The 23,830-nt window shown below is 68.7% G+C and carries 28 protein-coding genes and 3 pseudogenes; 13 read left to right on the top strand and 18 right to left on the bottom strand.

Going from position 1 to position 23,830, the window contains the following annotated elements; all coding sequences use genetic code 11:
- Window positions 1–3 precede the first annotated feature (3 nt).
- Window positions 4–588, top strand: a complete 585-nt coding sequence (locus OG230_RS00750) for a histidine phosphatase family protein (protein WP_328908156.1) — start codon at window positions 4–6, stop codon at window positions 586–588.
- 17 nt (window positions 589–605) lie between these two features.
- Here OG230_RS00750 and OG230_RS00745 read toward each other — a convergent pair.
- Window positions 606–989, bottom strand: a pseudogene (locus OG230_RS00745) (transposase); the annotation flags it as partial.
- A gap of 8 nt (window positions 990–997) precedes the next feature.
- Here OG230_RS00745 and OG230_RS00740 point away from each other — a divergent pair.
- Both OG230_RS00740 and OG230_RS00735 read left to right on the top strand, forming a co-directional pair.
- A complete protein-coding gene (locus OG230_RS00740; RefSeq protein WP_328908155.1) occupies window positions 998–1,540 on the top strand; it encodes a hypothetical protein in 543 nt (180 codons plus the stop codon).
- On the top strand, window positions 1,537–2,049 hold the full coding sequence (locus OG230_RS00735; protein ID WP_328908154.1) for a hypothetical protein: 513 nt from the start codon (window positions 1,537–1,539) through the stop codon (window positions 2,047–2,049). Before OG230_RS00740 ends, OG230_RS00735 begins: the two co-directional genes overlap by 4 nt.
- A 387-nt stretch (window positions 2,050–2,436) precedes the next feature.
- Here the strand turns inward: OG230_RS00735 and OG230_RS00730 are convergent, their stop codons facing one another.
- On the bottom strand, window positions 2,437–3,600 hold the full coding sequence (locus OG230_RS00730; protein WP_443051470.1) for a serine hydrolase domain-containing protein: 1,164 nt from the start codon (window positions 3,598–3,600) through the stop codon (window positions 2,437–2,439).
- Between the two features lie 259 nt (window positions 3,601–3,859).
- Here OG230_RS00730 and OG230_RS00725 point away from each other — a divergent pair, with 259 nt between their 5' ends.
- Window positions 3,860–4,294, top strand: coding sequence for a transposase family protein (locus OG230_RS00725; RefSeq protein WP_328908153.1), 435 nt, complete (start codon window positions 3,860–3,862; stop codon window positions 4,292–4,294).
- 47 nt (window positions 4,295–4,341) lie between these two features.
- On the opposite strand, the gene OG230_RS00720 is transcribed toward OG230_RS00725, so the two are convergent.
- Together OG230_RS00720 and OG230_RS00715 are read right to left on the bottom strand one after the other, a co-directional pair.
- Entirely contained in the window at window positions 4,342–4,710 is a 369-nt protein-coding gene (locus OG230_RS00720; RefSeq protein ID WP_328908152.1) for a VOC family protein, read from the bottom strand.
- 240 nt (window positions 4,711–4,950) lie between these two features.
- Window positions 4,951–5,398, bottom strand: a pseudogene (locus OG230_RS00715) (transposase family protein); the annotation flags it as partial.
- Window positions 5,399–5,653: 255 nt separating this feature from the next.
- Here OG230_RS00715 and OG230_RS00710 point away from each other — a divergent pair.
- Window positions 5,654–6,523, top strand: coding sequence for a hypothetical protein (locus OG230_RS00710; RefSeq protein WP_328908151.1), 870 nt, complete (start codon window positions 5,654–5,656; stop codon window positions 6,521–6,523).
- Between the two features lie 419 nt (window positions 6,524–6,942).
- Here OG230_RS00710 and OG230_RS00705 read toward each other — a convergent pair whose 3' ends face one another.
- The gene (locus tag OG230_RS00705) at window positions 6,943–7,071 is read right to left on the bottom strand and encodes a hypothetical protein (protein WP_328908150.1); all 129 of its coding nucleotides are present in this window, start codon (window positions 7,069–7,071) and stop codon (window positions 6,943–6,945) included.
- A gap of 63 nt (window positions 7,072–7,134) precedes the next feature.
- Here OG230_RS00705 and OG230_RS00700 point away from each other — a divergent pair, with 63 nt between their 5' ends.
- Window positions 7,135–7,518: a VOC family protein gene (locus tag OG230_RS00700; protein WP_328908149.1), complete on the top strand. Its 384-nt coding sequence runs from the start codon at window positions 7,135–7,137 to the stop codon at window positions 7,516–7,518.
- 46 nt (window positions 7,519–7,564) lie between these two features.
- On the opposite strand, the pseudogene OG230_RS36350 reads toward OG230_RS00700, so the two are convergent.
- Window positions 7,565–8,068: pseudogene (locus OG230_RS36350) on the bottom strand (transposase); the annotation flags it as partial.
- A gap of 160 nt (window positions 8,069–8,228) precedes the next feature.
- On the opposite strand from OG230_RS36350, the gene OG230_RS00695 reads away from it, so the two are divergent.
- Together OG230_RS00695 and OG230_RS00690 are read left to right on the top strand one after the other, a co-directional pair.
- Window positions 8,229–8,648, top strand: a complete 420-nt coding sequence (locus OG230_RS00695; protein ID WP_328908148.1) for a hypothetical protein — start codon at window positions 8,229–8,231, stop codon at window positions 8,646–8,648.
- A gap of 314 nt (window positions 8,649–8,962) precedes the next feature.
- Window positions 8,963–9,475 carry a hypothetical protein gene (locus tag OG230_RS00690; protein WP_328911636.1) on the top strand — a complete coding sequence of 171 codons (513 nt, stop codon included), beginning with the start codon at window positions 8,963–8,965 and terminating at the stop codon, window positions 9,473–9,475.
- Here the strand turns inward: OG230_RS00690 and OG230_RS00685 are convergent.
- The 4 genes from OG230_RS00685 to OG230_RS00670 form a co-directional block, all read right to left on the bottom strand.
- Window positions 9,423–10,217, bottom strand: coding sequence for an IS5 family transposase (locus tag OG230_RS00685; protein ID WP_328908147.1), 795 nt, complete (start codon window positions 10,215–10,217; stop codon window positions 9,423–9,425). The genes OG230_RS00690 and OG230_RS00685 overlap by 53 nt on opposite strands.
- Window positions 10,218–10,616: 399 nt before the next feature.
- Window positions 10,617–11,015, bottom strand: a complete 399-nt coding sequence (locus OG230_RS00680; protein ID WP_328908146.1) for a RidA family protein — start codon at window positions 11,013–11,015, stop codon at window positions 10,617–10,619.
- A 105-nt stretch (window positions 11,016–11,120) separates the two neighbouring features.
- Window positions 11,121–12,008 (bottom strand): ketopantoate reductase family protein, encoded by an 888-nt coding sequence (locus OG230_RS00675; protein ID WP_328908145.1) that lies wholly within the window; start codon window positions 12,006–12,008, stop codon window positions 11,121–11,123.
- A gap of 133 nt (window positions 12,009–12,141) precedes the next feature.
- Window positions 12,142–13,317 (bottom strand): MFS transporter, encoded by a 1,176-nt coding sequence (locus tag OG230_RS00670; protein WP_328908144.1) that lies wholly within the window; start codon window positions 13,315–13,317, stop codon window positions 12,142–12,144.
- Between the two features lie 55 nt (window positions 13,318–13,372).
- On the opposite strand from OG230_RS00670, the gene pdxR reads away from it, so the two are divergent.
- Entirely contained in the window at window positions 13,373–14,851 is a 1,479-nt protein-coding gene (pdxR, locus tag OG230_RS00665; protein ID WP_328908143.1) for a MocR-like pyridoxine biosynthesis transcription factor PdxR, read from the top strand.
- On the top strand, window positions 14,839–15,498 hold the full coding sequence (locus OG230_RS00660) for a maleylpyruvate isomerase family mycothiol-dependent enzyme (protein WP_328908142.1): 660 nt from the start codon (window positions 14,839–14,841) through the stop codon (window positions 15,496–15,498). Before pdxR ends, OG230_RS00660 begins: the two co-directional genes overlap by 13 nt.
- A gap of 348 nt (window positions 15,499–15,846) precedes the next feature.
- Here the strand turns inward: OG230_RS00660 and OG230_RS00655 are convergent, their stop codons facing one another.
- Together OG230_RS00655 and OG230_RS00650 are read right to left on the bottom strand one after the other, a co-directional pair.
- Window positions 15,847–16,320, bottom strand: coding sequence for a GNAT family N-acetyltransferase (locus tag OG230_RS00655; protein ID WP_328908141.1), 474 nt, complete (start codon window positions 16,318–16,320; stop codon window positions 15,847–15,849).
- Between the two features lie 143 nt (window positions 16,321–16,463).
- Window positions 16,464–16,697: a transposase gene (locus OG230_RS00650; protein WP_328908140.1), complete on the bottom strand. Its 234-nt coding sequence runs from the start codon at window positions 16,695–16,697 to the stop codon at window positions 16,464–16,466.
- Window positions 16,698–16,761: 64 nt separating this feature from the next.
- Here OG230_RS00650 and OG230_RS00645 point away from each other — a divergent pair, with 64 nt between their 5' ends.
- Window positions 16,762–17,154, top strand: a complete 393-nt coding sequence (locus tag OG230_RS00645) for a hypothetical protein (RefSeq protein ID WP_328908139.1) — start codon at window positions 16,762–16,764, stop codon at window positions 17,152–17,154.
- A 35-nt stretch (window positions 17,155–17,189) separates the two neighbouring features.
- On the opposite strand, the gene OG230_RS00640 is transcribed toward OG230_RS00645, so the two are convergent.
- From OG230_RS00640 to OG230_RS00615, 6 genes are all read right to left on the bottom strand, one after another.
- On the bottom strand, window positions 17,190–17,846 hold the full coding sequence (locus tag OG230_RS00640; protein WP_328908138.1) for a hypothetical protein: 657 nt from the start codon (window positions 17,844–17,846) through the stop codon (window positions 17,190–17,192).
- A 184-nt stretch (window positions 17,847–18,030) separates the two neighbouring features.
- Window positions 18,031–18,675: a dihydrofolate reductase family protein gene (locus OG230_RS00635; RefSeq protein WP_328908137.1), complete on the bottom strand. Its 645-nt coding sequence runs from the start codon at window positions 18,673–18,675 to the stop codon at window positions 18,031–18,033.
- Between the two features lie 276 nt (window positions 18,676–18,951).
- Window positions 18,952–19,599, bottom strand: a complete 648-nt coding sequence (locus OG230_RS00630) for a hypothetical protein (RefSeq protein WP_328908136.1) — start codon at window positions 19,597–19,599, stop codon at window positions 18,952–18,954.
- Between the two features lie 460 nt (window positions 19,600–20,059).
- Window positions 20,060–21,058 carry a type I glyceraldehyde-3-phosphate dehydrogenase gene (gene gap / locus OG230_RS00625; RefSeq protein ID WP_328908135.1) on the bottom strand — a complete coding sequence of 333 codons (999 nt, stop codon included), beginning with the start codon at window positions 21,056–21,058 and terminating at the stop codon, window positions 20,060–20,062.
- Window positions 21,059–21,189: 131 nt separating this feature from the next.
- Window positions 21,190–22,146 (bottom strand): GlxA family transcriptional regulator, encoded by a 957-nt coding sequence (locus tag OG230_RS00620; RefSeq protein ID WP_328908134.1) that lies wholly within the window; start codon window positions 22,144–22,146, stop codon window positions 21,190–21,192.
- 155 nt (window positions 22,147–22,301) lie between these two features.
- Window positions 22,302–22,733 (bottom strand): PucR family transcriptional regulator, encoded by a 432-nt coding sequence (locus tag OG230_RS00615; RefSeq protein ID WP_328908133.1) that lies wholly within the window; start codon window positions 22,731–22,733, stop codon window positions 22,302–22,304.
- Window positions 22,734–22,789: 56 nt separating this feature from the next.
- Between OG230_RS00615 and OG230_RS00610 the strand changes: the two genes are divergently transcribed.
- Together OG230_RS00610 and OG230_RS00605 are read left to right on the top strand one after the other, a co-directional pair.
- The gene (locus OG230_RS00610) at window positions 22,790–22,996 is read left to right on the top strand and encodes a hypothetical protein (protein WP_328908132.1); all 207 of its coding nucleotides are present in this window, start codon (window positions 22,790–22,792) and stop codon (window positions 22,994–22,996) included.
- Between the two features lie 71 nt (window positions 22,997–23,067).
- Entirely contained in the window at window positions 23,068–23,820 is a 753-nt protein-coding gene (locus OG230_RS00605) for an alpha/beta fold hydrolase (protein WP_328908131.1), read from the top strand.
- Window positions 23,821–23,830: the final 10 nt, after the last annotated feature.

The following is a 23,830-nucleotide window of genomic DNA, read 5'->3' as shown; positions in this document are numbered from 1 at the left end:
GCTATGGGTGAGCTGATAGTGATCAGGCACGGCCAGACCGAGTGGAGCCTGTCGGGCCGGCACGCTGGAAGGACCGACGTCGCTCTGACCGAAGCGGGCGAGGCTGCGGCCAGTGCTCTTGCTCCGAGGCTGGCCCACCGCCGTCTGGTTGCCGTGTTCAGTAGCCCGCTGAGCCGCGCCATGCGGACGGCCGAGCTTGCTGGCCTGACCGCGGCCAAGCCCGATCCCGACCTGTTGGAGTGGGACTACGGCGGCTACGAAGGCATGACCGCCGAACAGATCCGCGAGGCGAGGCCAGGCTGGGACCTGTGGCGCGACGGCGTCATTCCCGGTGCCGCCCGCCCCGGCGAGGAGCTCGCGCAGGTGGCCGCACGCACGGACGCGGTGCTGGACCGCATCCGTCCGCTGCTGAGCGAGGGAGATGTCGCCGTGGTTGCGCACGGCCACCTGGCGCGCGTGCTCACCGTGCGCTGGCTCGGTCTCGACGCGTCCGCGAGCCGACTGCTCGGCCACCCGCATCCGGGCACTCTCAGCTTCCTGGCCACGGAGGACGGGCAACCCATCATCTCCGCTTGGAACGTCCCGTAGGGCAAAAGGCCGCCGCGTCACATCTGACGTGACAGGCGCCGGAAGCAGATGAGTGCCGCGGCGATGCCGGCGAAGGCGAGGAAGTGCTCGGCCTTGCGTTCGTAGCGGCGGTGAAGGCTGCGGCATCCGGCGAGCCAGGAGACAGTGCGTTCGACCGTCCAGCGATGGCGTCCCAGCCGCTGGGAGGATTCAACGCCCCGTCGGGCGATGCGCGGGGTGATATTGCGGGCGCGGAGCCATCGTCGCAGGTGGTCGTAGTCGTAGCCCTTGTCGGCATGGAGCTTGGCGGGACGCCGCCTGCGCGGCCCCCGTCGGGAGCGGATCGGCGGAATTCCGCGCACGAGCGGCTCCAGCGCCTGGCTGTCGTGGGTGTTGTCCCCGGAGATGCCGATCGAGAGGGGGCAGACCGGTGCGCTCGGTGATCACCACCGTGGCCGTCGGCCAGCAGCGCGAGCTCTTCCGCCGCTGGACCACTGCCACCGACGCGCACCCCCACGAAGCCCTGCTCGGCATCCTGGCCCTCCTGCACGCGGCCTCCAGCCGAGAAGTCCGGCTCCTGCTCGTGGACGACATCGATCCGGCCGACCGCCCCGTCCGTCTGGGCAAACGCCCGAATCCGGTGCCTCTGGACCCGGCCAGCTGGTCGGTTCTGCAACGATGCGTGGCCCATCGCGAGAACCAGCACACCGACAATCCCCACGTGGTGGTCACCCGGATCACCGAGACCGGTCGGGCGCCGGCGTCGACCGCCTATATCAGCCACGTCCTGGACCCTTGCGGCATCCCGCCCAGGACGCTGCGATGCACCCGCCTCTCCGACCTGGTGAACATTCTCGACCCCAAACTCGTTGCCGCAGCCCTCGGCATGGAACCCGAAGGCGTCGTGATCTATCTCGCCGACCACGTCGACCGGACACGGCTCCCCGACACCCTGACGGAGAAATGGCCATGAGCATCCCGCAATCCGACGACGAGCTCTGGCAGGCATTCATCGAGGCCAAGCGGGAAATGCACCGCCGCCAAGCCGACTTCTACCAAAAGGCCTACGACAGGCCAGGGCTCCTCAAAGCCGCGCTGACCGCAGGCGCAGGACCATGGCAGCAGGGCGGCGCCCTCGACTTCCTCGCGGCACTCCCCGATGACGTCCCGGCTCTGCTCGGCGACCTTGTCGGCCTCTCCCTGTCTCACGGGTGGGCTCTGGCCGCCCGGCAGGCTATCGACTGCATCCCGCATGACGACCTGGTATCGCTGATCGAACCACTCATTTTGGAGCGACTCGGCTCGGCCGACGATGACGAGTACCGGTGCCTCGCCGAGCTCCTCGCCCATATCGAAGCCTGGGAACTCCTCGGCCAGCTCGTGCGCCGTGCCCTGGACACCGACAACCCCGCCACACACGAAGTAGCCGAAGACTTCACACAGTCGTACGGACCGATGTGGCTCTCCAAGCCCAACCTGTGACGCTTCGGTGCCGCCTGGCACAGGTTCGCCGGAACATGTGCGCTTTGCCGAAGGACTCGTTGGAGGTGATGGCGACGCTGCCGCCGTCGTGCGAGGTTGAGAGCGTCTTTGGTTCAGGCTGGTGAGGGAGAAGCTTGTCGAGTGAGGGAGCGAGGTGTGCGGCAGCGAGCAGGAGGGCCGTCCTGGGGTGAATGCGTCCGAGCGACCCTCCAACTGGGTCCGCTGGAAGCCGACATGTCGGTGCCGCTGAACCACATCAGAGTCAGAGACAGACGGCCCCCCACGTGCTCCGCATCCAGGACACCGGTGAAAGCCGCTACCACTCGGTCCCAAGGCCGACTGCGACCGGACCGACTCAGTGACCCGCCGGACACTTCTAGGTCCGGTTCAGCGGCACAGGGCTGTGTCCACGACCCCGTCCATGCGCTCCTTGGTTGCCTGGCTTGGCTGCGTGGTCACAGCGACATTGGCGGCGCGACCCTCGTCGGTGGCGCCGCCTCGGGTCTCGTATCCCGTCATGCTGCCGCCGTGGCCCCAGTACACACCGCCGCACGACAGAGGAGTGCTCACGAGCCCCAACCCGTAGCGGGCACCTGCGGGGAAGGGGTAACTGGCGGGGACGGTGGTGCGCATCTGGTCAAGCTGCGCCTCTGAGAGGAGTCTGCCGGCCAGCAGCGCGGTGAAGAACCGGTTGAGGTCGGAGCCGGTGGACACCATCTGCCCTGCGGCCCAGGCCCACGAAGGGTCCCATTCCGTGGCGTCGATCAGCGGTGCGTCCGCCGAATCCTGGTAGTAGCCCCTGGGATGGCGCTCCCGGATCGCGACCTCGCCCGGGGCGGGGAAGTAGGTGTGGTGCAATCCGATGCGCTTGATGACGCGCCGGTCGATCTCTTCGGCGAGGGAGCGGCCGGTGACGTTCTGAACGATCAGGCCGGCCACCACGTAGTTCGTGTTGCTGTAGGCCCATTTCGTCCCGGGGGCGAAGTCGGCCTCGTGCTGGAGAGCGAGGCCGAGGAGTTCGCGGGGGTCGTAGTAACGGATGCTCTCGCTGAGATACTTGCTGTAGTTGGGAAGTCCGCTGGTGTGCTGGAGCAGTTGGCGGACGGTGATGCGGCGCCCGTCGATCCCGTCCCCGCGGACGAGGCCGGGCAGGTAGGTATCGACCGGGGCGTCAAGGCTGATCTTCCCTTCACCGACCAGTTGCAGCACGACCACCGCAGTGAACGACTTGGTGTTGCTGCCAATGCGCACCTGACCGTCACGGGGGACCTGAGCACCGGTCGCCAGGTCGCCGACCCCGGCAAAGTAGGCGCGGGTGCGGCCGTCACGGTCTCCGACGCTCGCCAGCGCGGCGGGCACACCGTTGGTGTGCACCAGCGCGTTCAGGCCCTTCTGGGGGGTGCCCGGTTTGGCGGCGGCAGACGCCGCGGGCGGTGCCAGGGTGCCCATCGTCATGATGCCGACGGCAACTGCGGCTGCGACCGGCACGGTTCTGCGCCGGTCACTCCGCCGCCCGGACGAACGAAATAGCTGCCATACCTGCTCACGCACGAGCCAACTCCTGAGAAATCATTGGGAAACCAGCGGCTTGGAAGCCAGCATCTCCGGATGTGACTGCGCAGGACGATCGTGCTACCCGCCCAACTTCAGGTAGGGCTGGCCCCCGGGCGCACTCCGTCGGCGGGGAGCAGGGCGGGGGACACCTCGCGTACGTGGCAGCGTCAGGAGAGCGGACACGACGGGGCCTGGGGCCCCGGCTCCGACCCGTCGGTCACGCACGAAGCTTGGGATTCAACCGCAGGAGCCTTCGATGCTTGGCTCGCGTACTGGCCCCACCCAGCGCCGTACCGGAGAGGCGAACCGCCCGAACTACTCCGGCAAGCATCGCCGCCACGGCCTGCAGGCGCTTGCGCTGACCGACGAGCGGGGCCGTCTGGTGTGGCTATCGGCCGCCCGGCCCGGCCGCACCCACGACATCACCGCCGCCCGCCGCGGCCATATCCTGGCCCGCCTGCGCGCTGCCGGTCTCGGCGCCCTGGTCGCCCTGGGCTTTATCGGCCTGGACGACGACAGGGACGACCCCATGGTCGTTATGGTCGTCACCGGATTCAAAGCCACCCGTGCCCGCAAGCTCGCACCCGCCGAAAGAGAAGCCAACCGCATCCTGGCCGCCGGCCGCGCCCCGGTCGAACGCGGCTTCGCCCTCGTCCTGACGAACATCGACGAGGCCACCACTGGCAAATGAACTGGACCGCAGGCAGCCCACGGCCAGCACAAGCACCCGGAACAGCGTCACTGAGTCGGGATCGGCTGGGTGAGGTTCACCGGGTTGCCGTCGGGGTCCTGGATGTGGGCGACGCGCTGTCCCCACGGCATGTCGTTGGGGCCGCTGCGGACCGAGCCGCCCAGCGCCGCCACCCGGCCGAGCGTCTCGTCGACGTCGTCGACACCGATGCTGAGCAGGATCCGCGGTGCCGCCCCGGTCCCCGGGGCCGTCTTGGCCACCAGGCCGAGGTCGGTGTCGCCGATGCGTAGGCCGAGGTAGAAGGCCGGGCCTTCCGCCGGTACCCGGAAGATCTCCTCGGCGCCGAACAATTTCGTATAGAAGCCGAGCAGGACGTCCTGGTCGGCAGTGATGATCACTGGCTGGATAGTGGACATGGCACTCCTGTCGAGAACGGTCGTGTCGCTGGGTAGACCGTTCGAGGACGGTGAACTCATCGGTAAAACCACCCCGCCAGACGATCTACACCCCAGCCTGCCGCCCGCGACCGGTACGAGCAGCCCGAAACGGGGTCACCCCACCCCTGCTGACCAGCCACTTCAAGATGGCGCAGCCTCAATGAGTGTGTTGCGTATCCCGTGACGCGTCTTGGTTTCGGCCCCTTCCTGTGATGGCTGGGGCCGTCCGACCACAACGACCAGGCGGGTGTCGGCATCAATGACGACTTGGTGATTGAGGGAGTACCGATAGTTCCTCGGCCGCTCGGTCGCCGCGTGATCGCGGGTCGGCACGAACGTCCCGTCCACGATCAGCACAGTGCCCCTCGCGAACCGGCGTCGGGCCGACAAGGCCGGAAGAAGGCCGGTGTGGTCGATGATCCGGTGGGCCGCCGACTTCGAAATGCCGAACGGCAGGGCCAGTTGGGGCACGGCCAAGTTGGTACGCCACCTGTAGGCCACGACCAAGGGAATACGGTCCCCAAGCGACAGCCTCCACGGATGACCCGTCCATGGAGGCTGCACTCTCGCGCTGAACTGCGGTCACTAACTTGCTGAAGCAGCGGGGCTCAGCCCGGCGAACGGACGCAACCAGGACGGCTCAGACGCCGTTGATCACACCAGCCACGCCAGACCTTCCCCCAGTGGATCCAGGTATGGCTCGACGGCATCTCGCCCACAAGTTGATGGGGGCAAGGAAGCTGCAGGACGAATGCTGGATCGGACCGTGGGCAAAGGCTGGGTCGGACCGCAGGCAAACAAGCAGCCAAAGTGCGGGGTCGCGACGAAGCAGCGGCCCGGGTGGGTGATCGAGGCGGGCAACCGGCGGCGGCGCGGCGGGTGAGATGCGTCGGCCGGGCGTGGGCGGCGCAGAGTGGGTGGCGTGGATGTCGAGAAGATCGCCGATGAGCTGTACGGGTTGAAGCCGGCCGAGTTCGTTCAGGTGCGGGATGCGTACGCTGCCGAGGCTCGGAAGGCGAAGGACACGGCGGGGGCGAAGGCGATCGCCGCGTTGCGGCGGCCGGCGCTCGCGGCGTGGGCTTCGAACCTTCTGCCCCGTGAGCGGCGCCAGGAGGCGGAGCAATTCTTGGCGCTGGGGGAAGCGCTGCGGGAGGCCCACCGGACACTCGATGCCGAGCGGCTGCGTGAGGCGACCCGCCAACAGCACCAGCTCATCACCACCCTGGCCCGTACGGCCGCAGGACTGGCAAAGGAAGCCGGGCAGCCGGTGAGCGGCACGGTGCTGCACGAGATCGAGCAGAGCCTCCACGCCGTGCTTACCCACCCGGACGTTGCCGAGCAGTGGTCGAAGGGCCGCCTCGTGAAGGTGCCCGAAGCCACGGTCGGATTCGCCGCCGTCACCCCGGAGACGGCTCCGGACCGCCCGGCCCCGGCCGAACGGCCTGAGCCGAAGAAGCCAGGGCGTGGAGCGGATCGGCGAAAGGACCTCGAACGGGCGCGTACGACAGCGGAGAAGGCCGATGCCAAGGCTGGCCGACTCGAGCAAGAGCTCGATGAGGCCCGCGATGCGCAGGAGGCTGCCGGAGGGAAGGCCGAGGAGGCGTCCGAGCGGGTTCGCCGCCTGGAGCGCGAGCTGAAAGAGGCCCGGCGGGCCAAGGCCGAGACCGGGGCTGCCGCGGCGGAGGCTGATTCGGCGCTCCAGGCGGCGGAGCGCGCCCTGCGGGAGGCACGCCACAGTGCTGAGCATGCCGCCCGAGCCGTTCAGCACCTGGAACGGCAGAGCGGTCTCTAGCACGTGTCCGGCCGATCGTGTGACGGTCGCTTGTCCTGGTTGTCGATGTGGACATGGGGCGGGGCGATCCGACAGATGCCGAGTGGGAACGGCTGCGGCCGTTCCTGCCCTCGTTAACGGGCGTTGTGGGCCGGTGGCGAGGTCACCGGTAGGTGATCAACACTCCAGGCCGGCGGGCGGACTACCCCAATTTCATCGCGGTGCTGGTGATGATCCGCGTCCTCAGATCCGGACCGGCAAAGCCACGTGTGAAGCGGGACGGCCTCGCGGCCGACAAGGTATATGGCAACGGCCCTCTTCGCGAGTACCTGAGGCGGCGGGTATCCGCCACACGATTCCGGAGCAGACCGACAGCCAGGCCGCCCGCCTGCGAAAGGGTTCACGCGGCAGACCGTCGCCCGGGTTCGACGAGAACCACTTCAAGACGCGAACCAGCAGTAGACCCCATGGCCCTGGCGTCGGGCGCTGCTGACGAGAGCAGCCAGATCACCCAGGATCACGGAGGCGATCTCCGCGTCGATGTCCTCGCCGTCCTCCGCGCGCTGCAAGGACCACGCGACAGCGGCGCAACTTGGTGGCGTCTGGTGTGGAAGTGAGGCAGGCTCGCGCGCATGGTTTCGGTATTGCAGAACGTGGCTATTGACTGTGCGGATGCTTACGAGCTGGCACGGTTCTGGAGCAGGGTGACGGGCCGTCCGCTGCATCCAGAGGACAAACCGGGCACCCCGGAGACGCAGGTGCTGCTGGCGGAGGGGCCAGCGCTGTACTTCAGCCAGGTACCCGAGCCCAAGAAGATCAAGAACCGGATCCATCTGTGTTTGCGCCCTGAGACATCGCGTGAGCAGGAGGTGGAACGGCTGCTCGGTCTCGGTGCCACCCTCGTCGCCGATCACCGGAATCCCGATGGCTCGGGCTGGGCAGTCCTTGCTGACCCCGAAGGCAACGAATTCTGCGTTCTTCGCAGCGAGTCCGACCGCGCCGCGATGATTTCCTGACGATCACGCGCCATCCTGGCCGGGTCCGGCTGACCGCTGCTCACGGTCACTCGCTGATGGCCGCTACGAGGAGGGTCGCCTCGTAGCGGACCGCGAGATTGTCGTACCTTGTGGCCACGGTGCGGTGCCTTGTGGGGCGATTGATGTCGCACTCGACCGCGTGGCGGGCCTTGTAATCCTCCGGGTCAGATATCGGCGGACGACCGCCGCGGGAACCAACTTCTTGCGGTTGCGGCCCTGTCGGCCATGCCCGGGATGGTGCAGCGGATTCCACGGCGGCGCAGGTAGGCGCGGTTCCTGCGGGAGGCATACGCCTTGTCCACCCGCCCGCGGTCCGGGCAGACACGTGGCCGGCCCGGCCCGCTGCGGGCACGCGGACTTTCGCCAGCACGGGTTCGAACTGAGGCGAATCCACGTGCTGCCCTGCCGTGGCTACGATCGACAAGGGCTTCTGCCCTTGCTCGACGGCCAGGTGGAGCTTGGTGGTGAACCCGCCGCGCGAGCGTCCCAGTGCGTGATCGCGGGGCTCGGTAAGGACGCCGACTTCCGGTCACCGAGGAAACGGCGCGCGACTTCCCGGAGGCGGCGACCGCCACGGGGAGCGGATCGCTTCAAACGCGTCCACAGCGGGTTACGGCTCTGTCACCACTGCAGCCCCGGCGCCCTGCCTGCCGCACCATGGCCCTACTCGTGTCACACCAGGGGGGATCATGAGCATCCGCACCACCACCGCGGCCATCGCCGCCATACTTGCCGTCGCCGCGGTTGGCTGCAGCAGTGAAAAGGGCAGCGACAGCAAGGCCGACACCGTCAAGAGCACCGCACCCGAGGCGTCGAGTGCCGAAGACAACAGTGGCGCCGCCAAGAACGCCGGTATGCCACCCGAGCCCACCGGCGCCGAGCGCGACGCCGTCCTCGCGAGCATCCTGGACGTCAACAGCAACCTCGTCCATGACGAGGACAAGGCCATCAACGCCGCCCGCAACCAGTGCGCGGCCCTCAATGGCGGCGCGACGAACCCGGACCACAGCGCTGCACAGCGGTTCTCCTACGACGGCGTCACGCTGACTGATGACGACGGAAGCCACATCAACATCGGGCTGCGCAAGACGCTCTGCCCCGAATCCTGATCAGCCACCAACGCTGGCCCGGCCGCGACCATATGCGGCCGGGCCTCACGCAGTTCCAGGCGGTGAGCCCGGCCACCAAGCGCGGCCGACTCACCGGCTACGAGTACCGGCAGATGCGCGCCCGGCGAAATCGCTGACCGAGGTGCGCATCGTCTGCGGCCACGGCACCTGACATACGGGGGAAGCTCAGAAGCCGTTGCTCAACCGAACGTGGTCGCTTGATTGGTACTGGTCAGGCATGGCTTCGGGCGGGGTGAGGGAGGGATGAGGCGTCCTGTTTCCGTTTGATCGTTGAGGGGTGCGCGGTGGCGTCGATGCTGGGATTGCTGGAGGCGCGGGAAGCGGCTGCCCGTGAGCGGGTCGAGGATCTGGGAGAGGAGGCGGACCGGGCGGCTCAGGCGCTGGAGGCCGCCGAGATCGAGCTGGACCGGCGGGTGATCGCGCGGGAGGAGCTCGCCGAGGCCCTGGCTGTGTCCGCTGCCGAGACCACCGCCGTGACGGAGGCCGAGGGGGAATCGGCGCCCGCGCCAGTGTCGGGGACGACGGTGCCGCCCTGGCGGGAAGGGCTGCCTGCGACCCTTCTCTCGCCGGACTACCAGCGGATCCTGGGCGTGCTGGAAGACCGGCCGGGGCGGGGGCAGGGGCCGGTGCGGGCCAAGGACATCGCGGTGGTGCTGGGGCTGGAAACGTCGCGGGCGAAGGTCGAGGGGGTGCGGTCGAAGGCGAAACGCCTGGCGGAGCGCGGGTGGTTGGTCCAGGAAGCGTCGGGGATGTTCAGCGTCGGCCGCCGGCCCGTGGCCGGGCCAGTCGGCGGCCCATCCGCGTGATCATCGACCACCGGATCATCGCCTCGCTGGCGGCGGGCAGGGTTTCGTAGTCGCGGGCCAGGCGGCGCGAGTGCATCAACCACGCGAACGTGCGCTCCACCACCCAGCGTCTCGGCAGCACCACGAACCCCTCCATGTCGTCGGTGCGCTTGACGATCTGCAGGGTGAGGTCGAGTTTCTCCTTCGCCCAGTCGACAAGGCCGCCGGTATAGCCGCCGTCGGCCCAGACCCAGGTGATCTCGTGGTGCAGCGACCGCAGCCGCCCCAGCAGTCCGATGGCGGCATCCCGGTCGGGGATGTTCGCGGCGGTCACCGCGACGACCAGGAGCATGCCTAGGCAGTCGGTGACGATGTGTCGCTTGCGGCCCGGTACTTTCTTGCCGCCGTCGTATCCGCGTGAGGCGGCCGGCGCCGATGCGGCAGCCCGTACCGACTGAGCGTCGATGATCCCCGCCGTCGGTTCCGTCTCGCGTCCTTCGCGTTCGCGGACCATCCCGCGCAGACGGTCGTGGAACTCCGCGATCAGTCCTGCCTGCCGCCAGCGGCGGAAGAAGGCGTAGACCCGATTCCAAACGGGGAAGTCCGTGGGCATCGCCCGCCAGGAGATACCTCCCGCGACCAGGTAGCGGATCGCGTCCAGCATCTGACGGTGGCAGTAGCCCTCGGGCTGCCCGCCCCGGCCCTCCAGCCAGGCCGGCACCGGCAAGAGGGGCTTCACCTGCGCCCACTCCGCGTCCGTCATGTCCGACGGATACGGGCGTACCCGGTCCGGATGATCGGCCGCGTTCCCGTACACATGCGCGAGGCAATCACATGACACGACGGTCGAGTTGAAGTCAACGTGCGCGGGCGCGTACAACAACAAAGGGGCCTCCCGACATCGCTTGGTTCGATGTACATCTCCGAGCTACCGAGAGGCCCTGTCTTCATGCGCGTACAACCGGAAGATCACCCGACCAGGAACTCTGTTTGACCCGCAGCTTCCAAGATCGGCTGAGATGCGGCTTCTCATGCCAGCTCCGGAGGCCGGGCGCCCCGTTGCGCGGCCACAAACACGCAATGGGGGAGGGGCTCCGAGTCGGGCTCGGGCAGGAGATGCCGGACAATGGCGTCCGGTGATCGACTCGTGTCTTCCCTGAGCTCACGCCCCAGCGGGTAGCACTGCGAGTGCGTCGATCTCGACCCGGAACGCGGGATGGACCAGCCCGGCGACCTTGACGAGTGAGCAGGCTGGCGGGCGGGCCGTGTCCAGGTACTCGTCGCGCACCTGGCGGAAGGTGTCCAGATCGGCCAGGTTGGTCAGAAATACCGTCAGTTTGACCACGTATTCCATGGAGGCACCCGCCGCCTCCAACGCGGTGACCAGGTTCGCGAAGACCTGGCGTACCTGGGCCGCGGTATCCCCCGCGCCCACCACCTGCCCGTGGGCGTCCACCGGGACCTGTCCGGAGACGGCGACCATCGGCCCCGTGAACGCCACGGCATGGCTGTAGCCGTTGACCGGAGGGGTGCCGTCGGGTCGGACGAAGTGCTGCATCATGTCTCCTGAAAGCGGGCGGTGAACACGCCGGGGTGTTGTGTATGGCTTTGGACTGTCGGCACTTGACGAGGTGTCCCCCGCCGCCGTCGGTACGGGCCGGTGTTGCTACTGACTTGCTGTGGGAACCAGCTCTGCGACGAGACGTGCGGTAATCGGGGTCTCGATCCTGTGAGTGGCCGCGGCCCGTAGGACAGCCCCGCCGATGGCGTCGAGCTCGATCGGGTGGCCGTTCTCCGCGTCGCGCTGCATCGAGGACTTCATCATCTCGGGGGCCCGGTCGAAGAACGAGAGCACGGCCTCGGTGGTCACCGGTGTGCCCGCGGCGCGGGCCACGGCAGTGATTTCGTCGAGTACGGCAAGCAGTTCGGACCGCCGCTCGTCGCGGATGGCGCCCACAGCGGACTGGTAGCGCGTGGTCAGCAGGGCGAACGGGGCGAGGAAGGAGAGTTTGTCCCAGAGCATCGTGCTCTCGTCGGTGCGCAGGGTCACGTCGAGGCCGGCATGCCGAAGGTGGGATGCGAGGTCGGCGAGCGGGGCGGCCAGTTCGAGGGCGGTGAAGGGGCTGGTGTGCGCGATGCGTCCGGGCGAGGTGCGGGTGGCCTCGACCCTGATAGTTCCGGCCACGACCTGGCCGGCCGGATAGTGTCGGCGCAGTGCTGCGAGGTGGTCGAGTCCGTTGAGCAGCGGTACGACGATACCGTCGCCGAGGACCTGCGGCGGAACACGGTCGAGGGCGGCGGGCAGGGCGGTCTGCTTGACGGTCACGAAGGTGACGTCGACCGGTTCGCGCAGCAAGGTGTCAGCTTCGACCGGAGTGGTGAAGTCGCCGTACTGCGTGCTCTGCACTCGCAGGCCCTCGCGGCACAGCACGGCGGTGGTCTCCTCGCCGGCCAGGCAGACGACGCGGTGTCCGTCGCGGGCGAGCAGCGCGCCGATCAGGCCACCGACACCGCCCGGCCCGAGGATGGCCACCGTCACGGTGTTCGTGGTCATGTGCGCTCCTGTTCTTGGGAGACCAGTGCCCGTTGGGCGGTCTCGTTGCTGAATGCGGTCAGTTCGTCGACGGGATCGCGTCGGCAAGTGCTGGTGGTGGAGCCTTGGCCCCGGCCGTGTGTGGTTGCGCCGGTCATCGACGGGAGCCGTTGGCCAGGCGGTCGCGCCAGGCCGGGGCAAGGGCGGTGAGCATCAGCGCGGCGGTGAGGGTGAAAGCCAATGGGTAGCCGGTCTGGCCTGCGAGCACCCCGAACCCGACGGCGCCGACGCCCATGCCCGCGTCGTAGGCGAAGTTCCACAGGGCGCTGACGGTGCCGTAGCCAGACGCGGGGACACGCGCGTACATCAGCGTCAGCGTGGCGTTCTGGGTGACTCCGAAACCGACCCCGAACAGGGCTAGGCCGACGACAACGGCGACCGGGCTGTGGGTCAGAGAGGTGAGCAGCGTCCCTGCGGCGGAGACAACAAGGCCGGGCAGGACGAGTGAGGCCGGTCCGTGCCGGTCGCCGTGTCGGCCCGCGACCCAGCGGGCCGCGGTTGATGCCGAGGACTGGACGAACAGGGCCATGGCGACGATTCCGGTAGAAGCCGACGGGACGGCAAGGGGGAGGAAGGTGACGGTGATTCCGGCAGCGAGCGCAGTAGCCGAGAAGACGACGGCGGGCCGCAGAAGAGCGGCCGTCCGGAACCCGGCCAGCACCCCGATCGACCGTCCCGAGGTCGGCTCGCGGTCCGGCAGGCCCGGCACCGAGACGATAGCGGCCAGCGCGGCCACTGCGCCAGCAATGCAGACCGGTACGTACCCCACGTGCCCTACCAGCCACACCCCCAGCGGCAGGGCCACCAGCGACGGAACCCCGGACACGATGCCAACCAGTGCCAGCCCCTCACCACGGCGCTCGGGCGGGATCAGCGACGCCGTCAAAGCGCCACCCGCGACGACCGTGAACGCGAAGCCCAGACCCCGCACGACACAGACCGCCGTGATCCAAACCGTGCTCCCGGAAGCGGTCAGCACCAGCGTGGGCGTGCCGAGGAGGACCAGCCCTGCCACCAGCGCCAGGCGGTAGCCGAAGCGGGCAACGAACCGGGGAGTGGCCAGCCCGCCTCCGACCGTCGCCAGCATCAGCGCACCCGTGGCCAGTCCCGCGGCATAACTGCCTCCGCACACCTCGGCATAGAGGGGGACGACCGACAACAGCAGGTAGAAGCTCGTCGAGGCACCGATGACCGAGACGAAACGCAGCAGCAGGGGCCGCGTCACCAGCGGCGGCCGCGAACCGGCGCCCTCAGCTCGAGAGTTGATCATCCTGGTCACACGACGAAGCTATAGGCCAAGCGGATCGCCAGTAAGATCCAATTCCATGCCTCTGGAGTGGTCCGGTCTGTCACCCGATCTGCTGCTGGTCATCGACCGGGACAGCGGCGAGCCGCTGCGATCCCAGCTTGAACTCCGGCTGCGGGACGCGATCAGGACCGGGCGGCTGCAGATCGGCGAACGGCTGCCGTCCTCCCGTGAACTCGCTCGGGTGCTCGGGCTGTCGCGCGGGGTGGTGCAGGACTGCTACGCCCAGCTCCAAGCCGAGGGATACCTCGTGACACGCGTCGGCTCAGCCACCCGGGTCGCCGCCGGCGCGGGCGCACCGCCAGCGCCCACGTCACCGCCCTCGGCACCTCCACGCCTGGTGGCCGACTTCAAGTGGGGCGTCCCGGACTTGAGCAGCTTCCCGCTCGCCGACTGGCTGTGGGCCACGCGCGAGGCGGCACGCACCATGCCGACGGCGGCGCTTGATTACGGAGACCCGCGCGGCAATGTGGCTCTGCGCGAGGTCATGGCCGGATATCTGCGGCGGGTGCGCGCCGCCGCAGCGGATCCGGAACGGATCGTGATCTGCTCCGGCTACGCGCAGGGCCTCGGTCTGGCCCTGCACGCTCTGGCCCGGACAGGTGTCCGTACGGTGGCGTACGAGGACCCCGGCTCACCGGCCACGATCTCCTCTGCCGCGTCCTGGGCGGGCCTGTCGGCGATCCCGGTACCGGTCGACGAGCGCGGCATCGACGTGCAGGCACTCGCCGCGACCGACGCCCGCGCCGTCGTCATGACCCCTGCGCACCAGTGGCCCACCGGTGTCGCTCTTGCACCCGAGCGGCGGCTCGCCCTGATCGAGTGGGCCAGGAGCCGGGACGCCGTCGTCATCGAGGACGACTACGACGCCGAATTCCGCTACGACCGGGAGCCGGTGGGCGCCCTGCAAGGACTCGCCGCCGACCGCGTGATCTCCATAGGCACCGTCAGCAAGTCCCTCGCGCCCGCGCTGCGCATCGGGTGGATGCTCTGCCCGCCCGCGCTCACCGAGCTGATCATCGAGCACAAGCAGCTGAACGACCGCGGGTCGCCCACACTCGATCAGCTCGCCCTCGCGAGAATGATCGAGTCCGGCCGCTTCGACCGGCACCTGCGCCGGATGCGGACAACCTACGCGGCACGGCGCACGACCCTGGTGGCGGCGCTCGCCGAACATGCCCACGAGGTCAGGGTGACCGGCCTCGCGGCGGGCTTCCACGCGGTAGCGCACCTCCACGGACCGGCCGACGAGCAAGACCTCATCGCCGCCGCCCACGCCCGATCCGTGGGCCTCTACGGAATGAGCACCTGCCGTTCTTCGCATGCGACAGAGCCAGTGCAGCTGATCCTGGGGTTCGGCAACGTCGGTGAACGCGCCATCACGGCAGGCATCACGGCGGTCGGAGGCCTGCTGAGGGGCCGATATCCCGCGTCGCAGGTCCGTCCGACGCTCGGCGACGACTGCCCCGCCACTACGGTACGAACATGCTCGACATAATCGAGGAAGTCACCCGCTCCGGTGCCAGGATCACCGCCACCCTCGACGCGCTGACCGACCTGGAGATGCGTGCACCCTCGACGCTGGCCGGCTGGACCTGCGGCCACGTCATCACCCACCTGGCCCGCAGCATCGACGCCTATGGGTGGTTGCTCGCCGTGGCCCGAACCGGCATCGAACCCGCCCCGAGGACGGACGCCAAGTCGCTCGCCCGTACTGTCCGTGAAGGCGCCGACCTGCGCAGCCGCCTTGCACACCTGGCCGAAGACGCCACATCGATGCCCGTGGAACGTTGGGACACCCTGGTCACGGCACTGGCGGGCTGGCGGCACCCGGCCTGGTACACCCTCCACCGCTGCTGGCGCGAACTCGAAACGCACCACGTCGACCTGAACGCCGGCTACCGCACCACCGACTGGCCCAGCACGTACGTGACCTGGGCACTCGACGACACCATCACGGCGCTCGCCGCACTCGACTTCCCCGTCGCCCGGGTCAAAGCCCTCGACATCGGCCGATCCTGGACCCTGTCCCCGACCGGCCCCAACATCACCGGCTCCGGCCACGCCCTCCTCGGCTGGCTCAGCGGCCGCGCGCTCGACCCCCCGCTCACGTCCGACCGTCCACTGCCGGTCCCGCCCGACTGACCCCTACCACCAGCCCCCGGCTGGAGCTGATCGCGAAGACCTCCCTACGGGGCGTCGAGTTGTTCGGAAGGCCCCTGCCTTCATGCCCCGACCACGCGAAGATTACCCAACCGGGAACCCTCGTTCGACCGCCAAGCGAACCTCTCGGTACTACAACGGCTTCTCAAGGCCAGACAGGTTGAACACTGAGTGCTGAGTTCGCGTTGTCTTGGTCCAAGCCGCTGAAGTCAAGGTCTCCGATTGCGCCGCAGCCGCTCGATGGGCATGTTGTGACGGGTGGCGGTGATTTCTGAGGACCGGCCGGGACGCGCGGCGGCGATTCACAGGAGGTGGCCATAGTGGATCTCGTCAGGTGCCGAGTGGAAGTTCCAGCAGTTCCTCCGGGGGCTGGAATCCGAGGCGCTGATAGAGCGGGGTGCTGCGCTCTGACGGCCAGACGATCAAGCCCTCGAGGCATGCGCTGCGTGAATGCTGCTTCAGCGCCTCAAGGAGCGCGGAGCCAGCTCCTTTGTTCCGATGTGACGGCAGGACGAAGTAGTTCGTGACATAGCCGACCGGGTTGTTGTCCTCGTAGGGCTCCGGCATCCGCTCCACCAGGCACAGGAAGACGTGACCGCAGATTTCGCCTTCGGCCTCCGCGACCCAGGCCAACCAGTGGCCGTCCCTGAGCCGGTCGTGGATCCAGTGCTCTGCCTCTTCTCCGGGTCGCGCGAGGGTCGGTGGTCGTCCTTCGTGGTCTTCTTGCTTGAACGTCCATCGGAGTTCGGCCAGGCTGCCCGCATCGGCGGGTCGGGCGGGGCGCACGCTGAAGTCTGTGGTCATGGGGCGAGTTTCCCGGTCACACCGCGGTGGGGCGATCTGATTTCCGTGCCGGTCACAGCCATTCGTTGATGGCCACGACGAGGACGGTGGTTTCGTAGCGGACGGCGAGTGATCAGATGCTTCGCGTCGGCACGGGCCCGGAGTTAGGCGAGGAAGCGTTTCCAGGTGCCGTCCCGCTGCCAGCGACGGAACAGGTCGACGCGGCCCCAGGGACCACACCGCTCCGCCACATCCCGCCACGGTGCCCCGGTCCGTGTCCGCCACCGTATGCCGTTGATCAGCTGCCGACGGGTCCGAGTCGGAGGCCGTCGCTTGCCCGTTGGCAACAACGGCTCCAGCCGGGCCCACTGCGCATCGGTCAGATCTCCACGTTTCACGAAGGGAGATCATCTTCCGCCAACTCACTGACGGGACGCGCCAGCGGCTGGGACGATCCGTGACGTGATCGCTTGGATGCACCGCACCCCACACTGGGTGGTGACAGTGGTGTGCGCTACTGCAGCCGGCCTGCTCCTCGTTGGCGCCGTCGCCCATGTCACCGACCTTCTTCACCACGGCCTACAGGCTTACGACTGGGCTCCGAGGTGGCTCAACTTCTACTGGTCCTCGCTGGCGCTCCTCGACCTGCTCGCAGCCGTGCTTCTGATCAGCGGCAAGCGTCGAGGGACAGAGCTCGCTTGCGCCATCATGGCGACCGATCTCGCCGCCAACTGGTACGCGGCCTACGGTATTCAGCACAGCAACCTCGCCGCTCAGCCCGGCCTCCAGCGACTGGTCGCTTTCACTGCGTTCGTCTTGGGAACGGCACCTTTCGTCCGACGACACCTCAGCTGAGCTGACGCGCAAGACCCACTTCCGATATGCACGGCCTATGCCAGCAAATCGCCCGCGGAGGCCGGCACGTCTCCAAGGGCCAGCTTTGCCCTGCACGAGACGACCGCATCTCTCGCCCACGCGCGTACGGCAGCGGCGTCCTCAGCCGCCCCGTACAAATACTGCGCAGTCTGCTGACACTCCTGGATCCAGTCAGCGAAAGGGTCCTGGGCCAGAACCGCGGAGAAGCGCTCGCGGGCCTCGCTCGCACGGCCGACGAGCGCGGCGGTTACCCCGGCATGGAAGTTGCCCCAGAGATCATTTCCGCGGACCGGCTGGCTCAGCAACGCGCGAGCCACGGCATCGAGATCGGCGAAGCGGTTCCTGAACTCGCCCACACGCTCCTCAGCGTCGTGAGCGAGTCGCTCCACGACGCCAGCGAACTGTTTCTCGTGGCGGAACTCCTGCGAGGCTTCGACCCTCTCATGGACGTGGAAAGTCACATGCCCGACGTCCTGCCACAGCCACATCACGCCGACGGTCAGGCCACTGCCCTGGCTCCACTGCGGGGAGAAGAAGTCGACTACACCGAGCCACCACCCGTGATCGTCGAGCCAGAGCCGAGACCGGCCTCGTTGCCGCAGGCCGAGCGGACGAAGATGTTGCCGAGCTGCTGCGGTGACCAACCGGGATGCGGGGGAGGTGGCTGCCATGGAGAGGATTCTCGCCCAGCGGTGAATGAGCTCGTCGAGCGGCCCGGCACACCTCTATCCCCGCCGTCGTCGACGGCTCACGAACAAATGGTGACTGAGCGCACTCACTGTTCTCGCTCGCGGAGACAGTGCTCGATCGGCGTGCCGTATGCGCCGGAACGGTGCCACCAAGCGTGGGGTGGCCTCAGCCGTCCTGTCCGACACCGCGATCGGGTGCGCTCATGTCTCCCGTGGCGGGAGTGCCATCGGCGAGCCCGTAGCGCAGGTACACGGTGCCCTTCGGGCTGGCTACCGGGGGTGCGAGGAGCGTGACGTTGGTGGGCACCGCGCCGTCGTCGAACACCTTCTTCCCGACGCCGAGCACGATCGGATGCACCCAGAGGTCGAGACGGTCGAAGAGCTTCTCGCGCAGGAGGGTCTGCACGAGGTTCAGGCTCCCGACGACCTTCACGTGCTTGTGCCGGTCACGGATCTCGCGCACCGACTCGCCGAGGTCCGGGCCGAGCTGCGTGGACCCGGCCCACGAGAGGTCGGGCCTGCCGCGAGAGGCCACGTACTTCGGGACGCTGTTGAAGAGTGTGGCGATCTCGTTGTCCTCGCCGCCCTCCTGGTGAGGCCAGTAGGCGGCGAAGATGTCGTACGTTCGCCGGCCGAGCAGGAGAGCGTCCGTGCCCTCGTACGCGGCAGCGACCTGCGCCCCGGCGACCTCGTCCAGCAGGGGCGCCTGCCAGCCACCGAACGGGAACCCCACCGGGTCCTCGTCGGGGCTGCCGGGCGCCTGCCCGACGAGGTCGAGGGTCGCGAACATCTCGACGTGGATGAGGCCCATGGCTTACTCCCGATGAGTCGGTTTTCTCCCTCAGAAGGTAGACCTGCGGATGCCTGCAGACTCATCGCCGCGACGGAAGCCGGTTTCACCCAGTCGGGCGGAGTAATCACGAGGTCGCCTTGCCGGGGAACGACAAGGGCCTGTCCGTTGCGGGGAGATTCACCGCGGTGGCCGCTCCCTCGCGGGCCAACTACAGCGCTCACCCAGGCCAACTGGAACGCTCAGGGGCCGCCCGCCAGCGCTCAGCCGGCGGGCGAAGGGCTTGGCCTTCGTGTGTCAGGTGCCGCCCAGGCCCCATGCGTCGAGTCCGCCGTAGATATGGGCCCTCAGGCACTGGGGGGCGTCAAAGCCCAAGGCTTCGCCGCGGTAGACGGCGATGAGCGAGTCCTTGCCCCGCCACCAGGTGTCAGAGAGTCCCTGGACTTCAGGTACCGGCTCGAATCCGTCGAGGTCCAGCTCCTCGACGGCGCCGCCCTTGATCTTCGTGATGGTCTTGGCCCAGTAGGCCGCGTGGTCGGCCAGCGCCAGGGCTTCCACCCATCCCTCTGTGCTGGCGTGCAGGGGTGTCCAGCGGTCGGCGTCGATCCCGAACTCGCCACCCGGCCCGATCATGAACCCGTGGGCCATGGACACACGAGTGTTGCCGGCCCGGAACCGCCATCCGTCCGCGGCCGAGCCTTTGGGCGCATCGGCTTTCAGCACGTGTGGGCCGCCCTCGTATGCGGGGGCCGGGGGCAGAGCGATGCCGCCCCAGCGCTCCTGGAAGGCCGTGGCCCGGTCGATCTCCGCGGCCGGTATCCCGCGTTCGAGCCAGGCATGCCGGCAGAGCGTGAGATCGCGGCGGGGAACACGCAGCCCGTGCCCCTCGACGAAGTACCGAGCTCGTCGGCTCAAGCCTTCGGGCGCCTGAGGGGTCAGGGGCACTCGGGTGTCCTCCGTCACGGCTGCTGCCTCGCGTCGGGGGAGGCGGGCACCGCGGCGGCGATCTCTTGATCAGGGTGATGCCCACCACCGTATGAGCAGATGAGTCCGTATGCATGGGCCATGGCATCGAGCCTAGTGATCGGCCTGTCCGCCCATGTTCGGGTGCCTCTCTTGCACGGCCGACGGCTGTGCCTCGACGCGGTAGTTGGAACGGCGTGGGCCTGGCGACCCGTGTCTCTTCGGGCGGCGGGACTCTGCGGTGGGAACCGGCGGGACGTTCGTGTCGGCATCTGCGGTGATGTGCCACGCCTGTATGCGCCGGTCTCGGATCGCGCCAGCGTCCGACCGTGCCAGGAAGCAACTGGCTCAGCGCCGCAGTTGGCCCCGCTGACCAACTACAGCGCCGAGCAGGAGGTGCTGGGCGGAGCGGCCTCCGTAGGCGGGCCGCCCCGGTTTCCGGTCAGCTGCCGGCGAGGAGTTCGAGCGTGTCGATCACGCGGTTCGAGAAGCCCCACTCGTTGTCGTACCAGGCGACCACCTTGACGTGGCGGCCGTCGACGCGGGTGAGGGCTGAGTCGAAGATCGACGAGGCGGGATTGCCCGTGATGTCGGACGACACGAGCGGGTCGTCCGAGTACTCGAGTACGCCCGCGAGCGGCCCCTGCGCCGCGGCGCGGTACGCCTCCAGCACGTCCTCGCGCGTGACGTCGCGGGCCACGGTCGTGTTGAGTTCGACGATCGAACCGACCGGAACCGGTACGCGGATCGAGTCACCCGACAGCTTGCCGTCGAGGTTCGGCAGCACGAGGCCGATCGCCTTGGCGGCGCCCGTCGTGGTCGGCACGATGTTGACAGCCGCCGCGCGGGCGCGGCGGGCGTCGCGGTGCGGACCGTCCTGCAGGTTCTGCTCCTGCGTGTAGGCGTGCACCGTCGTCATGAAGCCGTGCTCGATGCCGGCAAGGTCGTCGAGCACCTTGGCCAGCGGCGCAAGCGCGTTGGTCGTGCACGAGGCGTTCGAGACGATCGTGTGCACGGCCGGGTCGTACGCGTCGGTGTTGACCCCGAACGCGAGTGTGACATCGGCGCCGTCCGCCGGCGCGCTGATGAGTACCTTCTTCGCGCCCGCGTCGATGTGAGCGCGGGCGGCCTTGGCCGACGTGAAGCGGCCGGTCGCCTCAAGCACGATGTCGACGCCGAGCTCGGCCCACGGCAGCTGAGCCGGTTCGCGCTCGGCGAGCACGGTGATGCGACGGCCGTCGACGACGAGGGCGTCCCCGTCGACCGTCACCGGGCGGCCGAGCCGGCCCGCCGTCGTGTCATAGGCGAGCAGCCGCGCGAGGGTGGCGGGCTCCGTGAGGTCGTTGACGGCGACGACCTCCAGCTTGCTGTCGCGTTCGAGCAGCGCGCGCAGCACATTGCGTCCGATGCGGCCGAATCCGTTGATGGCGATGCGAGTCATGAGTGGTGTCCCTTCGGGTTCGCCACCAGGTTCTCTCGCAGCATCCGCTCGTGACAGCGGCGTGATCGCCACGGTCCGAAAGGATCCCGCCACGTGACGGCCAGGTGACGGCCACGTGACGCGGTGACGGGCTACTGCCCCTGAGTGAAGGTTCGCCGGTACTCGCTCGGCGTGGTGTCGAGGATGCGCTGGAAGTGCAACCGCAGATTCGCGCCGGTGCCGAGACCGACGTCGGCGGCGATCTGCTCGATGCCGCGCTGCGAACGTTCGAGCAGCTCACGGGCCATGTCGATGCGGGCTCGCATGACCCACTGCATGGGCGTGTACCCCGTGTCTTCGGCGAAGCGTCGTGAGAACGTACGCGGAGACACCGCCGCATGCCGGGCGAGAATTTCAAGGGTGAGGGGCTCGCCGAGCCGGTGCAGCGCCCACTCCCGGGTGGCGGCGAAGCGCTCGCCGAGCGCCTCGGGCACACTGCGCGGCACGTACTGCGCCTGACCGCCACTGCGGTAGGGGGCCGCCACCAGGCGGCGGGCCGCGTGGTTCGACGCGGACACCCCCAGATCGCCGCGCAGAATGTGCAGGCACAGGTCGATGCCCGAGGCGGCGCCGGCCGACGTCAGTACGCTGCCCTCGTCGACGAACAGCACGTTCTCGTCGACCTGGACGAGCGGACGCTTCGCCGCGAGTGCCCGCGTGTAATGCCAGTGCGTCGTGGCGCGCTTTCCGTCGAGCAGGCCCGTGGCAGCGAGCGCGAAGGCGCCCGTGGAGATGGCGGCGAGCCGCGCGCCTCGATGGTGGGCGGCGATCAGCGCATCAACGACGGCCTGCGGCGGGTCGTCACTGTCCGGGTTCCGGTAGCCGGGAACGAAGACGATGTCGGCCCACGCAAGTGCATCGAGGCCGTGGGCGACGTAGTACGACAGGCCGTCGCCGCCGGCTACGAGACCGGGTGCCGCGCCGCACACCCGCACCTCGTACGGCATGCTCGCGCGGGTCGTGAACACCTGCGCAGGAATACCGACATCGAGAGGCTTCGCACCTTCGAGCACGAGGACGGCGACGTGATGCAGGGGTGAGGCTGGCACGGGAAGAGGATACGTGGGGTGGGGATGTATCAGCCCTTTTCGAAGGCGCGCAGGTCCGCCGGGAACAGGGTCGACAGGGGCCGAGGACCGGGGGCCTGCCGCAGATCAGCACCCTGCGCAGGATTGCGTGCGCAGGCGGATCAGGCGGAGGCGGATCAGGCGCGCCGGCGGGCCCGGTGAGCAGCCAGGTCACGTACGCACAGGGCAGTGTGCGCGACGGCCCGCTGCGCGGGGTCGGTGGCGTCGAAGCCGCAGGCGTCGGCCAGGCGGGAGAGCCGGTAGTCGACGCTGTTGGGGTGGAGATGAAGCTCGGCCGCGGTCAGCCTTCTGTCGCAGTGATGGCGCAGATAGACGCGCAGGGTGTCTTCCCAGTCCGGGTGCCGGTCCAAGGGGGTGAGCCGGTCCAGGAGCAGCTGCAGTGCTGGCCCGGGGCGGGTCAGTTGGTACTCGATGAGTACGTCTTCGAGGTGGTACACGCCGGGGGGACGGTGCGTGGCCACGGCGATCTCGCAGACGTCGGCGCACTGGGCGACGGCGGCCGGGATGTCGGCCACGGCGACGAGTGCGGCGCCCACGTGCAGGTCCACGTCGAGGATGTCGATCAGGTGCTTTCGGCTGCTACTACGCCGTGGACGCGGCCCTGATGGCCGACGTCCTTCCCGACCAGCAGGCACGGGCCAAGGACCTCGGCATCCTCAACGTCGCCAACACCGGCGGACAGGCCCTGGCCCCCGTCGCGAGCTCAGCCCTGGTCGGACTCGGCATGGGGTATTCACCCGCCTTCATCGGCGCCATGGCCGCCTGCGCGCTCGGCGCGATCCTCGTCGTCCCCATCCGTACCATCCGCTGACCTCCCCCGCGACTGCCCTTGCCCAGAGCCGAACCGGGCAAGGGCAGAGAACAGCCCCAGAGCTGAGCCCCATGACAGACGACCGCCCCTTCACCTGCCCGAACGGTCCCGGTGGCGGCACCCACAGCACCCGGGTCCTGCCATCGGAAGCCGTAGTGCACATCTGGACCCCCGATGAACCGGCGGTGGCGATGGTCCAGTTGCAGCACGGCTACGCCGAGTACTCCGAGCGCTTCTTCCACCAGTACTCCCAGCTCGTGCCCAGCCTCCTCGGCAGAGGCATCGAGGTGTGGGCCATGGACCTGCTCGGACACGGTCGTTCACCGGGGCGGCGCGCTGTCGTCGACGTACGCCTGGCGGTTGCGGACCACGTCGCCGTCCGACGGGACATGCTCGCCCGCTTACTTCCCCTGCTGGTACTCGGGCACTCCCTGGGCGGGCTGATCACGGCGGGCAGCGTCACCGCGGACGCCACCGGCATCTCGGGGGCGATCCTCCTCGCGCCCGCCCTTCCCCCCGCCCTCCCCGCACCGGTACGGACGCTCCTCTCCGCCGTAGCCCGGATCCTTCCCGCGGCCCCGGCGCCACTCCCTGCCGCTCCCGCGTCCGAACTGACCCGCCGCCAGGACGTCGTGCGGCAAGCGCAGCAGGACCCGCTGATGGCCCACCGGCGTCTGCCCCTGCTCGTGGGGGCCAGCTCCCTCGACGTTGCGGCAACCGTCTGGGCCGGTGCCCCGCAGTGGCAGACGCCGTGCCTCGTCGTCCACGGCACCTCGGACACGTCGACCGACCGCCGGCCAGCCACCGCCTCGCGCGACTCCTGACTGCGGATGG

Origin of the sequence: Streptomyces sp. NBC_00234 (genome assembly GCF_036195325.1) — a bacterium.
Classification (GTDB): Bacteria; Actinomycetota; Actinomycetes; order Streptomycetales; family Streptomycetaceae; genus Streptomyces.
The sequence above is the reverse complement of the archived record's forward strand: the minus strand, read 5'-3'. Positions and strand labels throughout refer to the sequence as shown.

Bases quoted from the DNA above. Each gene is read 5' to 3' on its own strand.
- OG230_RS00660 (WP_328908142.1), top strand. From the start codon at position 14,839: ATGCTCGACATAATCGAGGAAGTCACCCGCTCCGGTGCCAGGATCACC.
- OG230_RS00690 (WP_328911636.1), top strand. From the start codon at position 8,963: ATGCTGGGATTGCTGGAGGCGCGGGAAGCGGCTGCCCGTGAGCGGGTC.
- OG230_RS00750 (WP_328908156.1), top strand. From the start codon at position 4: ATGGGTGAGCTGATAGTGATCAGGCACGGCCAGACCGAGTGGAGCCTG.
- OG230_RS00605 (WP_328908131.1), top strand. From the start codon at position 23,068: ATGACAGACGACCGCCCCTTCACCTGCCCGAACGGTCCCGGTGGCGGC.
- OG230_RS00680 (WP_328908146.1), bottom strand. From the start codon at position 11,015: ATGATGCAGCACTTCGTCCGACCCGACGGCACCCCTCCGGTCAACGGC.
- gap (WP_328908135.1), bottom strand. From the start codon at position 21,058: ATGACTCGCATCGCCATCAACGGATTCGGCCGCATCGGACGCAATGTG.
- OG230_RS00735 (WP_328908154.1), top strand. From the start codon at position 1,537: ATGAGCATCCCGCAATCCGACGACGAGCTCTGGCAGGCATTCATCGAG.
- pdxR (WP_328908143.1), top strand. From the start codon at position 13,373: ATGCCTCTGGAGTGGTCCGGTCTGTCACCCGATCTGCTGCTGGTCATC.
- OG230_RS00610 (WP_328908132.1), top strand. From the start codon at position 22,790: ATGGCCGACGTCCTTCCCGACCAGCAGGCACGGGCCAAGGACCTCGGC.
- OG230_RS00635 (WP_328908137.1), bottom strand. From the start codon at position 18,675: ATGGGCCTCATCCACGTCGAGATGTTCGCGACCCTCGACCTCGTCGGG.
- OG230_RS00700 (WP_328908149.1), top strand. From the start codon at position 7,135: ATGGTTTCGGTATTGCAGAACGTGGCTATTGACTGTGCGGATGCTTAC.
- OG230_RS00640 (WP_328908138.1), bottom strand. From the start codon at position 17,846: ATGGCAGCCACCTCCCCCGCATCCCGGTTGGTCACCGCAGCAGCTCGG.
- OG230_RS00695 (WP_328908148.1), top strand. From the start codon at position 8,229: ATGAGCATCCGCACCACCACCGCGGCCATCGCCGCCATACTTGCCGTC.
- OG230_RS00670 (WP_328908144.1), bottom strand. From the start codon at position 13,317: ATGATCAACTCTCGAGCTGAGGGCGCCGGTTCGCGGCCGCCGCTGGTG.
- OG230_RS00720 (WP_328908152.1), bottom strand. From the start codon at position 4,710: ATGTCCACTATCCAGCCAGTGATCATCACTGCCGACCAGGACGTCCTG.
- OG230_RS00685 (WP_328908147.1), bottom strand. From the start codon at position 10,217: ATGACGGACGCGGAGTGGGCGCAGGTGAAGCCCCTCTTGCCGGTGCCG.
- OG230_RS00725 (WP_328908153.1), top strand. From the start codon at position 3,860: ATGCTTGGCTCGCGTACTGGCCCCACCCAGCGCCGTACCGGAGAGGCG.
- OG230_RS00655 (WP_328908141.1), bottom strand. From the start codon at position 16,320: ATGACCACAGACTTCAGCGTGCGCCCCGCCCGACCCGCCGATGCGGGC.
- OG230_RS00675 (WP_328908145.1), bottom strand. From the start codon at position 12,008: ATGACCACGAACACCGTGACGGTGGCCATCCTCGGGCCGGGCGGTGTC.